Source organism: Ensifer sp. NPDC090286, from assembly GCF_044769565.1.
Taxonomy (GTDB): domain Bacteria; phylum Pseudomonadota; class Alphaproteobacteria; order Rhizobiales; family Rhizobiaceae; genus Ensifer.
This window is the reverse complement of record NZ_JBIVYF010000001.1, coordinates 1,302,442-1,317,232: the sequence shown is the minus strand read 5'-3', so window position 1 is coordinate 1,317,232 and position 14,791 is coordinate 1,302,442. Positions and strand designations below refer to the sequence as shown.

Below are 14,791 nucleotides of genomic sequence, written 5' to 3'. Positions count from 1 at the left end.
ATCTGATCCCTGATCAGAACATCGGCGGCATGCGCATGCCGCGCTGGTTTCTGTTGTCGCGGGTGTTGCCGCTGCCGGTCGATCCGGTGCTGACGACGACCTTCTCGCCCTCTTCGAGGCCGTTTCTGATCTCGGCGCTGACGCGGTTGCGAATGCCGACTTCGACGTCGCGGGTTTCGAGCGCGCCCGAGGCGGTGATGACCGTCACCTGCGCCTTGCGGGGCTCGCTTCCGGTCCCGTTCCTTTGGCCGTCGCGCCGGTTGCCGCCCTGGCCGGTTGCATCTCCGGAACCCTTGGCCGGGTGGCTCAGGGCGCCGCTCGGCACGATCAGCACATCCCTGGCGGCGGCCTGCACGAAGAACACCTGGGCGCTCATCGACATCATCAGTTCGCCTTCGAGATTGGGCACGTCGAAGAGCGCGTAATAGAGCACGACGTTGTTGGCGGTGTCTGGCATCGGCTGGATCTGGCGAAGCTTGCCGGCGAAGTGCTTGCCGGGCTGGCCGAGCAGGGTGAAATACGCGTCCATGCCGACCTTCAGCCGGGTGACGTCTGCTTCCGATACCTGCGCCTTCACCGTCATAGTCGAAAGGTCGGCGATGGTGACGATGGTCGGCGTCGTCTGGTTGGCGTTCAGCGTCTGGCCGGCCTTGGCGGGGTTGGCGACAATGGTGCCCGAGATCGGGGCATAGATCTTGGTGTAGCCGAGATCGACCTTGTCGCCGGCGAGCGTCGCCTGCTGCTTGCGGATCTGCGCCTCGATGGCGTTGACGTCGGCTTCGGCGGCGGCGAGATCGGCAATCGCCTGGTCGAGCGTGGACTGCGCCACGCTCCGGGTATCGACGAGGTTGCGCTGCCGCTCGATATTGGCCTGTTTCAAAACCAGCTGCGCCCTCTTGGAAATCAGCTGGGCCTGGAGGTTGGCAAGCTCCGCCTGATCGATCTCGATGCGGTTTTCGATCGTGGCCGGATCGATCTCGGCGACGAGCTGATTTTGCGTGACCGTGTCGCCGATCGCCACATGCAGCGCCTTCAGCTGGCCGGAGACCTGAGCGCCGGCATCGACGGAATTGACCGCATCGAGCGTGCCAACGGCGGTGACGCTGTTTTCGATGTCGCCGCGTGTCGCCACCTCGGTCACCATTGCGGTCGAGGCCGGGTTTTCGCCATAGCGCGTCCAGCCGTAATAGCCGGCGCCGGCGACGGCGAGGATGACCGGCAGCCACAGCCAGGACCGCGCGCGGCGCTTGCGCTTCACCGTCTTCACCGCACCGGGAATGAAGGTGACGTTGGGCGCCCCTTCGTCGCGGGGCGTGGTGTCGGCTCGCGCCGTCTTGGCTGTCTTGTTCATCGCTTGCGCCTAACCGGCATCGCCGATGCCAATAATGGATAGGTTCAAAAATAGAAGCGAATGGACGCGGCGAAAAGCATTGAGATCATTATATTTTCGTAATCTTCGCCATCTGCATGGCAGGACAAAGGCGCCCGCAGTCGCGGGCGCCCCGTTTTCAAAGGGGAATGACTTGTCTATCAGCCCCCGTGCCGCAATCAGCTCGGCGACGTCGACGACCGCACCGTGGTGGTCGGCAAGGCCGGCAAGTTCGGCCTCATGCAAGGAACGCGCTGAAATCGTGCCGCTTGTCGATGGCAGGTCGCGGGTGGTGCAGGCGTCGGCGGCGATGGTGATGCCGTAGCCGAGATCCTTGGCGGCGCGGGCCGTCGAAGACACGCAATTGTGGGTCATGAAACCGGCGAAGATGACGGGTGTCCCGGCCGGGCCGATGATTTCCGAGAGGTTGGTGTCCGAGAAGCCATTAGGCCGGATCTTCTCGACGATGGCTTCGCCCGCGATCGGCGTCAGCGCATCGACGATGGCACCGCGATGCGCCGTCCTGTCGAACATGCCTCCGGCGGCTCCCCTATGAGCGACATGGATGATTTTCGTGCCGGCGGCACGGGCGGCGACCAGCAGTTGGCGCGCCTTTTCGATCGCCGCTTCCGGCTCGACGAGCCGCACGGGGCCGGCCAGATATTCGTTCTGGTAGTCGATCAGGACCAGCGTCGCCTGCCCAAGCGGCGGCGGGGCGAGCGTGACGCCGGCAAGCGTGAAGAGGGTTGCAGCGGGGGCGGAATCGGACATCGGAAGGCTCCTTGTTTCAAGCGCGCGAGGGTCGAAATGGGTTTGTGGAAGGCGGGTCGGTCGGTGGACGTCGGCCCTGGTCGGGCGTTGGCTCCGGGGCCACGGCCCCTGGGTTTGATTCGTCGAAGCGGTCTGTCTATGGGCTTGATCTTAGCGGCTGCGTCAGCGCAGAGTGATCCGAATTTTTCGGAGGGCAATCTGCATGAGCGCAGGGTCATGGGCGGATCTCGAACTGCTCGATCATCTGGTGCGTGGCGCGACGCTCAGCCAGGCGGCGCGCTCGCTCGGCGTCGACCAGACGACGGTGTCGCGAAGGCTTGCGGCGCTGGAGCGGCGGGTGGGGGCGGCACTGTTCGACCGCATCGACGGCCGGCTGACGCCGACGCCGGTGCTGGCTCCCGTCGTCGAGCGCCTCAGGACGATCTCTGAGGAGGCCTCGCTGTCGCTGGCGACCTTGTTGCGGACCACGGCGGAACTCAAAGGCCAGGTGCGGGTGACCAGTATCGGCTTCGTCCTCAGCGCCATCCTGGCGCCGGCGCTTGCCCGCCTCGAACAGCGCCATCCGGGCCTGACGCTCGATCTCGTTGCCGACAACCAGATGCTCAGCATCGAGCGGCGCGAGGCCGACATCGCCATCCGCATGGCGCGCACCGGCGAGGACAGCGTGCGGGTGAAAAGCCTCGGCACGCTGCGTTTCCGGCTGTTCCGGCCCAAGGGCCAGGGGGCGGGGCCTTGCCCGGTCGTGCGCTACGGCTCGACACTGGCGCATGTGCCGGAAATGCAAGCGCTCGACCAGCTGCGCCCGGATGCCCGCGTGGCGCTGACGGCCGACAAGCTGGAGATCCTGATGGAGGCTGCCCTTTCGCTCGGCGCCGAACTGATGCTGCCGGACGTCTCGGGCTCACGCGACCCTCGCTTCGAGGCGGTGGACGAACCGGATGCCACCGCCGAGCGTCCGGTTTACCTGATGATGCACCCGGAGCGCGCACGGGTACCGAGCGTCGCGGCGGTTGCGGCCTTCATCGAGGAGACGATGCGGGGCTGGAAATGACGCATACGGCCAAGATTGCCAGCGGCGACCGCACGGTCTATTGAAGGCTTCACTCTAGAGGTCTGCCATGAACATGGTTCTGAAAATTGCAGGACGGCGACGCTGAAGCTCTCAACGCTTCCGCGCACCCTTTCTCATGCAATTTCAGGAAATGACCCATGTCCGTCACATCGGCAGCCCTTACCGCACTTGCCTCCGCCTATGAGCTGATCGGCATTGATGCCTCTCCCGCCATCGTCCGTTCGACACGGCCCGAATTCGGCGATCTCCAATGCAACGACATGATGCGGCTGGCGAAATCCGCCGGGCGGAACCCGCGCGCGCTCGCGGCTGATGTCGCAGAGGCGGCCCGGGGCGCTGCTTTCGAGGACGTATCCGTCGCAGGCCCTGGCTTCATCAATTTTCGCCTGAGCGATGCGGCCGTCGCGGCGGAAGCGAGCGCGATGCTCGCCGACGCGACGCTTGCGGCCGAGAAGGCCGAGCCGCTGCGCACGGTCATCGACTTTGGCGGCCCCAATGTCGCCAAGGCGCTGCATGTCGGCCATCTCAGATCCTTTGTCATCGGGGAGAGCCTGCGGCGCATCCTCATGGAGGTGGGCCACGATGTCGTGTCCGACATCCATCTCGGCGACTGGGGCCTGCAGATGGGCAAGCTTCTGCTGGGGGCGGCTGAAGCGGCCGGGTGGAAGGCAGGCGATCCCGCACCCTTTATCGATCCGCGCGCCTTCGATGCCATGACCGTCGATGCGCTCGGTAACCTCTACAAGGCGGGCAATGCTGCCTGCGAGGACGAGACTGCACTTGCGCATGCGCGGATGCTGACCACAAGATTGCAGGACGGCGATCCGCTTCTGGCTGAGGCCTGGGCGCGGATGCGGGCGATTTCGCTTGTTTCGATTTCGGCCACGGCAGCGATGCTCGGCGCGCATTTCGACCTCATCAAGGGGGAGAGCGATGCGCATGCGGAAGTCGCCCCCATGCTCGACGATCTGACGGTCCGCGGGCTGGCGCGCGAGAGCGACGGTGCCCTTGTCATCGATGTCGCCGGTGACGGACTTCCCGACAATGCGCCGCCCCTGCTTCTTCAAAAGAGCGACGGCGCGGCGCTTTACGGCACGACGGATCTGGCGACGCTGCGGCAGCGTGTGCGTGATATCGGTGCAAGGCAGATCGTCTACTGCACCGACGACCGGCAGGCGCTGCATATTGCCAGCGTTTTTGCGGCGGCGCGGGCGGCAGGCTATGCCGATGGCGTCACGTTGCGGCACGCAACTTTCGGCACCGTTCGCGGCCATGACGGCAAGCCCTTCAAGACCCGTGACGGCTCCGCGGCCTCGCTCGCCGACATGATCGATCTGGCGCTGGCCAAGTCGTCGGAAAAGGTTGCTGACAATCAGGCGGCCGTGGCCGTGGGGCTCGGCGCGTTGAAGTTCGCCGACCTCTCGACGCCGCGAAACACGGGCTATGTTTTCGACATCGACCGGATGACCTCCTTCGAGGGGCGGACCGGGCCGTATCTTCAATACGCTTACGCGCGGATCGCATCGATCCTCGACAAGGCGGCGGAGGCGGGCATGGTTCCGGTCGAGCGGGTCTCGATCAGCCATCCCTCCGAGCGCGCCGTGCTGATCGAATGCCTCTGGTATCCGCATGCGCTTTCACAGGCAGCGCACCATCTCGAATCGTTCGAAATCGCCGATCGGGCCTACCAGGTGGCGGACGCGTTCAGCCGCTTCTACGCGGATTGCCCGGTGCTGAAGGCCGACGACCCGTCGGGACGGCTTGCCACCTGCAAGCTGGTGGCAAGGGTCATCGGCAAGTGTCTCGAGCTTCTCGGGATGGAGCCGGTGCGGCGCATGTAGGGGGTGGGTGGCCGACCTCACCGGTCAGCCCGCCGAAAACTCCGCCAACAAAGCGTCGAGTGCCCCGGGTGCCGCGACATCCACACACCGGATGTCGGCCGTTCGGGCAGCTTCGAGCATTTCCCTGTTTTCGCGGAGCGAACGCTCGATGAATTTTTCGATGATCGCGGCCTTCTCATCGTACGCTTCGTCACGGCGCGCTTCGTCGATCATCCGCCGGCGCAGGAACTCGTCGTTGGCATGCAGGAACAGGGCGATGATGCTGCCGGGTTCGAGTGTGGCGACATATTCCGGCCGCAACGCCGCACCCTCCAGCACAAAGGGCTGCCCACGCTCCCGATGGCTATCGACGATCTGGCGGATGCGCGGCCACATGTTTTCGTGATGCACCTTCAGGAACCAGTGGATCGTCTCGTCCGTCAAGCTTGCATAGTACTCGGCGACCTCAGGGCGCAGCGAAGGCCAGGGCCGGCCGGGATGACGACCCAAAGCGTCGGTCGAGATCAGCTCGCGGCCGAGCGAACGGGCCAGGGTTCCCGCCAATGTCGATTTGCCGACATGGGAGGTTCCGCCAATCAGGATGCCGAGGGCTGGCTGCTGCATGCGTTGAACTCCTTCACACGATCGACTGGTCTAACTTCGCCGGGACCTGGCCGTTTTGACACGTTGCGCCGATTGTCTGCATTTGCGGGGCGCATACAATCAGCCCCAGGCGACGTAAACGAAGCGGGCAAGCACAAGTGTCCCGCCAATACCGGCAAGACTGCAGCACCATGCGGTGATCGCGTCCCGTTCGTAGTGGAAGTGCCGGACGCCCTTAATGCAAAGAGCGATGAAGAAAACCACGATAATAAGTATGTATGCCTTTTGATGCGGTGGCACCGTCGACCTTTCTCCAGTCTGCTTCTCCAGCTTATGGACAGAGACTTTCACCGTCACCGCCGAAATTTTGCCGCTTCTTGAGAATCGTCTTGACGCCTCCGGGAGGCTTCACTAGAAGAATGCGAACCGTACCGTACGGTACTGATTGGGGCGAGGCAGCGTGCAGATGACTGTGGCGATGAGGGAGGCGAGTGCCGGGGAGGGGCTGACGGAACGTCAGGGCGCCGTTCTCGAGCAGGCATTGCGGCTTCTCGTCGACGGCGGCGAAAAGGCGCTGACGACGGCCGGCATCGCGCGTGCTGCCAATTGCTCCAAGGAAAGCCTCTACAAGTGGTTCGGCGATCGCGACGGGTTGATCTCGGCGATGATCGGCTTCCAGGCGAGCAAGGTGCGCACGCAGGACGTTGCCGCCCGCGCGCTCGACGCCGAGAGCCTGCAGCGCCATCTGATCGTCTTTGCCAAGGATCTGCTTGAGGTTCTCGCCGGTGACGTGTCGCTGGCGCTCAACCGCCTGGCGATCGGCCAGGCGAGCCGCGACGGCTCCAAGCTCGGCCACATGCTGCAGGAGCGTGGGCGCCGGCAGATCGGCCGCCGCGCGGCAGCGCTGCTTGAAGCCGGCCGCAAGGCGGGGCTCTTGACGTTCGACGATGCCGAGGAGGCCTATGGCGCGCTCTATGGGCTGATCGTCTCCGACTGGCATCTGAAGATGCTGCTCGGCGAAGAAGCCGAGGAGATGAGACAAAGTTTTGGCCGCAAGGCGGAGCAGGCGGTTTCCGCCTTTCTCGCGCTTTACGGCACGAAAAGGTAACGGCGAGGGGAACCTCGCTTAAACGACTGACAAACAACGGGAAGGACCACAACAATGCGCGTCTATTACGATCGTGATGCCGATATCAACCTGATCAAGTCGAAGAAGGTCGCCATCGTCGGCTACGGCAGCCAGGGCCGCGCCCATGCGCTGAACCTGAAGGATTCCGGCGCCAAGGAAATCCGCATCGCCCTGAAGCCGGGCTCGGCAACGGCTGCCAAGGTCGAGGCCGACGGTCTCTCCGTTCTCTCGGTTGCGGAAGCCGCCAAGTGGGCCGACCTGATCATGATGGCAACCCCGGACGAACTGCAGGCCGAAATCTACAAGGCCGAAATCGCCGGCAACATCCGTGACGGCGCTGCGATCGCTTTTGCCCACGGCCTCAACGTTCACTTCGGCCTGATCGAGCCGAAGGCTTCGCTCGACGTCGTCATGATAGCGCCGAAGGGCCCGGGCCACACGGTTCGCGGCGAATACCAGAAGGGCGGCGGCGTTCCCTGCCTCGTTGCCGTTCACCAGGACGCTTCGGGCAACGCCCTTGACCTCGCGCTCTCCTACGCCTGCGGCGTCGGCGGCGGCCGTTCGGGCATCATCGAAACCAACTTCAAGGAAGAGTGCGAAACCGACCTCTTCGGCGAACAGGTCGTTCTGTGCGGCGGTCTCGTCGAGCTCATCCGCGCCGGCTTCGAAACGCTGGTCGAAGGCGGCTATGCTCCGGAAATGGCCTATTTCGAGTGCCTGCACGAAGTGAAGCTCATCGTCGACCTGATCTATGAAGGCGGCATCGCCAACATGAACTACTCGATCTCGAACACGGCCGAGTGGGGCGAATACGTCACCGGTCCGCGCATCATCACCGAAGAAACCAAGGCTGAGATGAAGCGCGTCCTCAAGGACATCCAGACCGGCAAGTTCACCTCCGAGTGGATGCAGGAATACAAGTCGGGTGCCGCCCGCTTCAAGGGCATTCGCCGCGTCAACGACAGCCACCAGATCGAAGAAGTCGGCGCCAAGCTCCGCGGCATGATGCCCTGGATCGGCAAGAACAAGCTGGTCGACAAGGCGAAGAACTAAGCCTTATCGAACGGTCGAATGAGACAAGCCGGGGCGTCAGCTCCGGCTTTTTTCGTGGCGTGGACAGGCGGATTGTAAAACCCCGTCATTGCTGTCGGATCGGCGCGATTGGTCGATGCAGGCGGGTGGCGGCGAACGGTCCATGGTGCAGGCTTCCGGCCTGGAGAGACGAGGGCACCAGAACCCGGCCCCGCGATTAGTTCCAGAAAAACCGAAACAGGCCGACAACGACATGCTCTAACAGGTCGATAAGCAACAGGTCGGGGAACCAGGCGGCAAAGGCCGAGCCGGCGGTGAAGCCAATCAGACCGAAGCCGAGCGCTCCATCCCAGCCGTGGCCCTGCCAGCCGTACAGGGCGCCGATCGTGGTCGCCCCGCCGACGACTGTGACCCACCAGAGAACCTTGAGGGTGGAGATTGCACGGCGCATGAACGTATCAAACATCTGCTTCCCCTGCCGTAGGCCGGAACACGCTGTGGTTCCGCACTGGACGTAAGTTCGCGCAGAGGTAAATTCCAGATCCGTCGAAGAACAATTGCGCGGCGGCGACCCGGCTCGGCTTAAAACTCCTGCCAGGCCTGCAGCCGCTCGACGGTCGTCGTCGCGCCGCCGCAGACGATCATGAGGATGCGCTTGAAGCGTGCCAGCCGGTCGGCGTGGGCGTAGGCGACGGCAAGGGCGGCGCCGCAGGCGGGCTCGACCAGCACGCGGTGGTCGTCGAGGAAGCGGATGCAGGCTTGGGCGGCCTCCGCGTCGCTGACGACGACGCTCTCGACCGGGCGCGTCTGGCTGAGTTCGAAGGCGCGCTGGCTCACCTGCCTTGCGCCAAGCGAGGTGGCGATGCCGCTGACGGCCTGAAGCGCCACCAGTTGCCGTGCCTCGATGGAGGCGGCAAGCGAGGCGGTTCCTTCGGTCTCGACGGCAAGGATCGGCACCTCGCCAAGCCCGTTGCGCTGAAGCCCCTCGGCGACGCCGGCAAAGAGCCCGCCGCCGCCGACCGAAAGCACCACCGCATCGAAGGCGAGGCCGGCCTTGACGGCCTCGTCGATCATGGTCGCGTGACCGGTCCAAAGCAGCGGATCGTCGAAGGGATGGATGAAGGCGGAGTCCTCGTCGAGGGAGGCAAGGGCTTTGGCATTGGCTTCATCCCAGGCGGCGCCATGCACGATGACGTCGGCGCCCTCCTGGCGGATCAGCGCCTTCGCCCTTTCGGTGGTCGTTTCCGGAACATAGACCGAAACCGGGATCGAAAGCTGGCGGCCCGCATAGGCAACTGCCATGCCGGCATTGCCGCCGGAGGAGGAGACGAAACGTCGCTTGCCCGCCCGCGCGTGGTGTTCGCAGGCGGCGCCCACGCCGCGGATCTTGAACGAACCCGGCGGCTGCAGCGCGTCCATCTTCAGCCAGACGTCCCGCCCTGCGGCAAGGCCGAGCGGAAGGGATTGAATGAGCGGCGTTTCGATATGAAGTGGCATGGGGCGCCTCGTCCGTGCCTGTCTCCCTGGATCGTTCTCGATACAGGAGAAAGGCATGCAGAAAATCAAAGTGTTACAGCGATCTTTGCGTGACTGACAAGAGACGCGCGGCGCTGCGGGTGAGAGGTTGGCCGGCGGCCGGCGAAAAGCCGGCGCCCGCGAATCTGCCCGCAGTCTGCCTCCGGTCGCCGCTTCGACGCAACAATGGAGGCGTTCCGTGGCGGCGTGATGGCCGCGACCGAAGACGGCGCAGCGCCGTCTACCAAAGAAGTCCGTTCAGGATCATCAGCACGACGAAGAGCAGGGAAAAGGCAAGCGATAGCCTGATGGCTACCGGCGCATAGTCATAGCGTCGGATCCTGCGTGCGAAGGTATGGAGCATGTGGTCGTCCGTCTTGATTGTTCGCATGAGCGACTGGCCGCGGCGCGCGGATCTCTTCCGTTTCGGAAGAACCGACCCTGGCGCCCTACGTTGCCGGGCGCTTGCAATTACACGCGTTGCGATTTTCGCGGCGGCTTGGATGGCGCCGCATCCACGGCCGGTTCGGCCGCGGCGCGCTCAAGGCGCTGTGCCTTGAGCTTTTCGGTCTTCCTGTCGCGCGCGAGTTTCTCGGCGGCGACGATCGCCCTTGCCGTGTGGTCGGTTGCTGCCGCCCTGTCACTTGCGGAGGTCTTGGCCGGCTTGGAATTGGCGCCCTGGTGTGGAGTCATGTTCTGTCTCCTTCAGGGGCCGGGTCTGCCGGCCCCGATCGTTAGCGTGTGCGCGCTGCTCGCTTGGGTGCGGGCAGCAGGCCTTCGCGCTGCAGCTTCTTGCGCGCCAGCTTGCGCTGGCGGCGAATGGCTTCCGCCTTTTCGCGAGCGCGCTTTTCCGACGGCTTTTCGTAGCTCGTGCGCGCCTTGAATTCGCGGAACAGACCTTCGCGCTGCATCTTCTTCTTCAGCACGCGCAAAGCCTGGTCGACGTTATTGTCCCTGACGAGTACCTGCAAAACTTGTTCTCCTGTTGTTGGCCGACGCAAATTCGAGCGCCGACATGCCTATCTCCCGTATCGAGAAACGTGGGGTCCAAAGACGCAAAAAGGTCGGGGTGTTGTCCCGACCTCTTCCCGTCATTCAAGCGCCTTCCTGCCAGTACATCCGTGGTCAGAGAAGGGCGAATGACAAATTATGCCGACCTCAGATTGTCGGCCGAGCTCTTGCCCGTCTTGCGGTCGCTGACGACGTCGAAGGTAACCTTCTGACCTTCGGCGAGCGAGCGCATGCCGGCGCGTTCGACTGCGGAGATGTGAACGAACACATCGGTGCTGCCGTCATCCGGCTGAATGAAGCCGAAGCCCTTGGTGCCGTTGAACCATTTTACCGTGCCTGAAGCCATGGTGATTTCCTTTCAATCACTGCGTTTTCCAGGAAATATTTCTCTGGAATTGATCGATATTTGAGAGGAGATCTGGCCACGCGAAAGCGCGCTGTCAAAGGTCACAAGCAATATTCGACGAGGTGATATATAGACGATACGCCTCAAAACTCAATGAAGATATTGAATTATTCAGTTTGGGGCATCCGTGAAAACCTCGTCAAAGCCCTGAAACAGCGGGCTTTTCGTGCCTTCAATTTTCCCTCTATTCTATGTCATTGTCCCCGGAATGGCCGCCGAAATGCTGTCGATGCCGGCAGCGCGAAGCAGCTGCCAGAGGTTGAACATCAGGGGATCTTCATTGGGGAAACTTGGCTTGGCCTTTGCGCCGTGTCACGCAATCGCGCCGGTTCGGCGCGGCCAAAGATAAGGTGAGGCGGCGGTACGCATGTCTGTCGCGCACCGCCCCCGCTTTTCAGGTGAAGGTCTGCGGCGAGACCTGCAATGCGGCGGCGATGCGCTGCAGCTTGGCGGGATCGGTATCGGCGCCGAGCTCGATCTTGGATATTTCAATTTCCGTCAGGCCTGTGGTGACCGACAGATCGTCAACCGAATAACCGGCGGTTTCACGCGAAAGCTTGATAGCGGCTCCGATTTTGACGCGGGACAGAGATGCGCCTGGAGCCTTGGTTAGGTCTTTCTTAAAGGACATGAAGTGTCTCCTTCGTTGGTCCACCGGCAAAGAACGCTGCCGGTTGAAGGGGGCCCAAAACTGAAATGCGACTCGGGCAGATGAGTGCGAACCTAGGGCGTCGCTAATATAAGCGAGAAGTCCGCAGGCGCAAGTTTGCGCCCGAATTTTTGTAAAAACTCTATTTATATCAATATTTTAACCTGTGATTATCGGGTGCTGGGCAGTCCTTTTCCGGGCAATCTGGCGTGCCAAGCTCGTACGTCGATCGCCATCGAAACGGGCGCGAAAACTCACGCCAGGCGCGCCTCGATCAGGAACGGTCCGCGTCGCGACAGGGCTGCGGAAAAGAGCGCGGCGAAGGCTTCGCAGGAGGTGGCGACGGCGGCTTCGACGCCAAGGCCGCGGGCGAGCGACACCCAGTCGAGCGCGGGGTTGTCGAGGTTCAGCATCTGCCGCGCATTGGTGCCGATCTCCCCGACGCCAACATTGCGCATCTCGGCATGCAGGATGGCATAGGTGCGGTTGGAGAAGATGACGGTGACGATGTCGAGGTTTTCGCGCGCCTGGGTCCACAAGCCTTGAATGTTGTACATGGCGCTGCCGTCGGCCTGCAGGCAGATCACTTTCCGATCGGGGCAGGCGATGGCCGCGCCGGTTGCAAGTGGAATGCCGTCGCCGATCGCGCCGCCGGTCTGCATGATGAGGTCGTGCGGTGCGGAGAAGGCGGACAGGGCAAAGAAGCGCCGCGCCGAGGTCACCCCTTCGTCGCAGACGATTGCGTCCTCCGGTACCTTGTGGGCGACGATTACGGCGATCGCGTCTTCGGTCAGCGTGCCCGAGGGCTCGCCTGTGTCGGTCGGGCTGCCTGCCACCGGCAGCGGGGCCGTCGGGGCGACGCCGAGTTCGTCGCCAAGCGCCTCCAGCGTCGCCTTCAGGTCTTCACCGTGGCGGGCAAGGGGCGCGACCGTGCAGCCCTCCGGCACCAGCCGGCCCGGCATGCCGGGATAGGCGAAGAAGGCGACCGGCTCCGGCGCGCCGACAAGGATGAGAACGCGGATGTCCTTGAGCGTGGCGAGCGCCATGTCGATCGGGTAGGCGATGCGCGCCGGCGCCACCCGTCCACGGCCGCGCTGGGTGTGGGCGACCAGCACCTCGTTGAAAAGCTGGATGCCGCACGCAGCCGCGATCCGCCCGGCGACGGCAAGGCCATCGGCCTGCGCCGCGGCGCCACTGACGACCATGGCGACCCCTTGAGGATTCGAACGTATCAGACGCGCCACTTCGCGCACGGTTTCGGTGCTGGCCGGGCGCGGGGCTTCAATGATCGCCTTTTGTGGCGGGATGGCAAGGGCAAGCGTTCCCCAGGCGGCGTCGGCGGGCAGGATCATGGTGGCGACGCCCGGCGGCGTCAGTGCGGCCTGAACGGCGGCGGCAACGGTGGGGCCGACATCGGCCGGATCCTTCACGCGCCGGACCCAGTTCGACATCGGCGCGGCCAAGCTTTCGATATCGGTCGTCAGCGGCGCGTCGAGCGCGAGGTGATGGGAGGCATGGTCGCCGACGATGTTGACGACAGCAGCCCGGGCGCGGCGAGCGTTGTGCAGGTTGGCAAGGCCGTTGGAAAGGCCAGGGCCGGTGTGCAGAAGGGTCGCCGCCGGGCGTCCGGCCATGCGCGCATAGCCATCGGCAGCGCCGGTGACGAGGCCTTCGCTGAGGCCCAGGATGCAGCGCAGCTCCGGCTTGCGGTCGAGCGCCGCGACGAAGTGCATTTCCGAGGTGCCGGGATTGGCGAAGCAGACGTCGACGCCGTTTACAAGCAGCGTGTCGACAAGCACATCCGCGCCGGTGGTGCGAATTCCCTGGCCGCCTTCTCCCATGCGCGTGTCCCTCGATCACCCTCAAGGGCATGATAGCGGCAAGTTGCGCCGGTGCAACCGGGGCATGGCGAGCCGCCCGGCGCAGGACCAGTCGGCCAATGCAAGTCGGCCAATGCAAGTCGGCTAGCGCATGGCCGGTTCACCTGTCGGGTATCAGGTCCGCTGCCAGGCGAGGTGGGCGCCAAGCCCGATCAGCACGGTGCCACCGGCGCGCTGCATCAGGCGCTGCGCCCTGCCGGAGCGGCGCATCCGCGAGACGACGGCGCCGGCGAGGAACACGCAGACGATATCGGCCGAGGAAAACATCAGGTTGGCAAGGGCGCCGAGCAGCAGGAACTGCACCCAGATCGGGAAGGCGGCAGACGCATCGGTGAACTGCGGCAGGAAGGCGACGAAGAAGATCGCAGTCTTCGGGTTCAGCACTTCGACAGTGATGCTCTCGAAGAAGGCGCGGCGCGCCGATTTCGCCTCGGTCAGGGGCAGGCTACCGTCGCCCGTCGCCTTGGTGCGCATCAGCGTGAAGCCCAGCCAGACGAGATAGGCGGCCCCTGCAAGTTTTACCGCCAGATAGAGCGTCGGCACCGCATGAAACAGGATCGAAAGGCCGGCAGCGGCGGCAATGACGTGCACGTAGCAGCCGAGATGGATGCCGAGCGAGGCCATCAGCCCGGCGGAGCGGCCGCGCGCCACGGTCTGCGCGGCGGCGTAGAGCATGGCCGGGCCCGGAATATAGGCGAAGATCGCCGTGGTGACGAAGAAGGTGAGGAGGATTTCGAGCGATGGCATGCGGTATACCTCGTCTGCTGCTGCGTGGCCCCTTGCGGGAGTCGTTGTAAGGGCTTTCGCGGGAACGTTGAAGGAAAATCATAAGTGCCAGGACTGCGGGGGCAGGCGCCGGCCGCCCGCTCGTCCGTCGTCAGACCGGTATCTCCTCCGCGACGAGGCGATCCTCGCGGCGGGCGCTGGCCGCAAGCCCGGCTGCGACCCCGGCGCGGTCCTCGGCACTGCGGTTCTGGCTCAGCTTGCGCTTGCCGTCGAGACGCTCGATCGGCAGCCTGAGGCCGATGATGCCGCGAAGCTGCGCCTTGATGTAGGCGGTGGGCGCGTCGCTGACCTGCCAGCGCTCGGCCCGTCCGGCCTCATGCCGGTTGGTCAGGCGCGTGACGATGTCGAGCAGCCGGTCCTCGTCGGTGAAAAATTCTGCCGTGCCATAGGCGTGCACGGCGACATAATTCCAGGTCGGCACGACCTTGCCGTGTTCGCGCTTGGAGGCGTACCAGGAGGGCGTGACATAGGCGTCCGGTCCCATGAAGGTCGCCATGGCCGCGCCGATCGCCGGCGTCGTTCCCTGCGGATTGGCGCGAGCGACGTGGCCGTAGAGCGTGCCGTTCGGCCCCTCGTCGCGGACAAGCAGCAGGGGCAGCGGGGTCGCAAGCAGTCCAGCGGCCGTGGCGGTGACGAGGGTCGAGAGCGAGGCGGCCTCGATGATGTCGTGCAACACGCTCAGCGTTTCTTCCTTGAAGGCGGGCGGTGTGTACATGATCTCGCTCCTTGTGCTTGTCCCGTGATAGAG

17 protein-coding genes are annotated in these 14,791 nt (G+C 64.2%); 4 read left to right on the top strand and 13 right to left on the bottom strand.

All coding sequences use genetic code 11. The features are described from left to right. Window positions 1-13: 13 nt before the first annotated feature. Both ACIQUG_RS06565 and ACIQUG_RS06560 read right to left on the bottom strand, forming a co-directional pair. Entirely contained in the window at window positions 14-1,351 is a 1,338-nt protein-coding gene (locus tag ACIQUG_RS06565; protein ID WP_402318784.1) for an efflux RND transporter periplasmic adaptor subunit, read from the bottom strand. Between the two features lie 9 nt (window positions 1,352-1,360). After that, window positions 1,361-2,140 carry a cysteine hydrolase family protein gene (locus ACIQUG_RS06560; protein WP_402318781.1) on the bottom strand — a complete coding sequence of 260 codons (780 nt, stop codon included), beginning with the start codon at window positions 2,138-2,140 and terminating at the stop codon, window positions 1,361-1,363. 202 nt (window positions 2,141-2,342) lie between these two features. On the opposite strand from ACIQUG_RS06560, the gene ACIQUG_RS06555 reads away from it, so the two are divergent. Next, window positions 2,343-3,191: a LysR family transcriptional regulator gene (locus ACIQUG_RS06555; RefSeq protein WP_402318778.1), complete on the top strand. Its 849-nt coding sequence runs from the start codon at window positions 2,343-2,345 to the stop codon at window positions 3,189-3,191. A gap of 158 nt (window positions 3,192-3,349) precedes the next feature. Then, complete coding sequence (gene argS, locus ACIQUG_RS06550) at window positions 3,350-5,053, top strand: arginine--tRNA ligase (protein ID WP_402318776.1); 1,704 nt, start codon at window positions 3,350-3,352, stop codon at window positions 5,051-5,053. Window positions 5,054-5,077: 24 nt separating this feature from the next. Here argS and ACIQUG_RS06545 read toward each other — a convergent pair whose 3' ends face one another. Continuing rightward, window positions 5,078-5,656, bottom strand: a complete 579-nt coding sequence (locus tag ACIQUG_RS06545) for an AAA family ATPase (protein WP_402318773.1) — start codon at window positions 5,654-5,656, stop codon at window positions 5,078-5,080. Window positions 5,657-6,095: 439 nt separating this feature from the next. On the opposite strand from ACIQUG_RS06545, the gene ACIQUG_RS06540 reads away from it, so the two are divergent. Beyond that, window positions 6,096-6,743 (top strand): TetR/AcrR family transcriptional regulator C-terminal domain-containing protein, encoded by a 648-nt coding sequence (locus tag ACIQUG_RS06540; RefSeq protein ID WP_402318770.1) that lies wholly within the window; start codon window positions 6,096-6,098, stop codon window positions 6,741-6,743. Window positions 6,744-6,797: 54 nt separating this feature from the next. Then, window positions 6,798-7,817: a ketol-acid reductoisomerase gene (ilvC, locus tag ACIQUG_RS06535; protein ID WP_104663209.1), complete on the top strand. Its 1,020-nt coding sequence runs from the start codon at window positions 6,798-6,800 to the stop codon at window positions 7,815-7,817. A 196-nt stretch (window positions 7,818-8,013) separates the two neighbouring features. On the opposite strand, the gene ACIQUG_RS06530 is transcribed toward ilvC, so the two are convergent. From ACIQUG_RS06530 to ACIQUG_RS06485, 10 genes are all read right to left on the bottom strand, one after another. Continuing rightward, window positions 8,014-8,262, bottom strand: a complete 249-nt coding sequence (locus ACIQUG_RS06530) for a hypothetical protein (protein WP_402318767.1) — start codon at window positions 8,260-8,262, stop codon at window positions 8,014-8,016. Window positions 8,263-8,378: 116 nt separating this feature from the next. Then, a complete protein-coding gene (locus ACIQUG_RS06525) occupies window positions 8,379-9,293 on the bottom strand; it encodes a pyridoxal-phosphate dependent enzyme (RefSeq protein WP_402318764.1) in 915 nt (304 codons plus the stop codon). 259 nt (window positions 9,294-9,552) lie between these two features. Continuing rightward, window positions 9,553-9,675: a hypothetical protein gene (locus ACIQUG_RS06520; protein ID WP_256364274.1), complete on the bottom strand. Its 123-nt coding sequence runs from the start codon at window positions 9,673-9,675 to the stop codon at window positions 9,553-9,555. Window positions 9,676-9,782: 107 nt separating this feature from the next. Further along, complete coding sequence (locus tag ACIQUG_RS06515; RefSeq protein ID WP_043612665.1) at window positions 9,783-10,004, bottom strand: hypothetical protein; 222 nt, start codon at window positions 10,002-10,004, stop codon at window positions 9,783-9,785. Window positions 10,005-10,045: 41 nt separating this feature from the next. Beyond that, window positions 10,046-10,282, bottom strand: coding sequence for a 30S ribosomal protein S21 (gene rpsU, locus ACIQUG_RS06510; RefSeq protein ID WP_043612663.1), 237 nt, complete (start codon window positions 10,280-10,282; stop codon window positions 10,046-10,048). A 176-nt stretch (window positions 10,283-10,458) separates the two neighbouring features. Next, window positions 10,459-10,668 (bottom strand): cold-shock protein, encoded by a 210-nt coding sequence (locus tag ACIQUG_RS06505; protein WP_043612661.1) that lies wholly within the window; start codon window positions 10,666-10,668, stop codon window positions 10,459-10,461. A gap of 454 nt (window positions 10,669-11,122) precedes the next feature. Next, window positions 11,123-11,359 (bottom strand): helix-turn-helix domain-containing protein, encoded by a 237-nt coding sequence (locus ACIQUG_RS06500; protein WP_043612659.1) that lies wholly within the window; start codon window positions 11,357-11,359, stop codon window positions 11,123-11,125. Between the two features lie 272 nt (window positions 11,360-11,631). Next, window positions 11,632-13,218 (bottom strand): acetolactate synthase large subunit, encoded by a 1,587-nt coding sequence (locus ACIQUG_RS06495; RefSeq protein ID WP_402318757.1) that lies wholly within the window; start codon window positions 13,216-13,218, stop codon window positions 11,632-11,634. 153 nt (window positions 13,219-13,371) lie between these two features. Then, window positions 13,372-14,004, bottom strand: a complete 633-nt coding sequence (locus ACIQUG_RS06490) for a LysE family translocator (protein ID WP_402318754.1) — start codon at window positions 14,002-14,004, stop codon at window positions 13,372-13,374. Between the two features lie 130 nt (window positions 14,005-14,134). Further along, complete coding sequence (locus ACIQUG_RS06485) at window positions 14,135-14,758, bottom strand: FMN-binding negative transcriptional regulator (protein ID WP_402318752.1); 624 nt, start codon at window positions 14,756-14,758, stop codon at window positions 14,135-14,137. Between the last annotated feature and the right edge of the window lie 33 nt (window positions 14,759-14,791).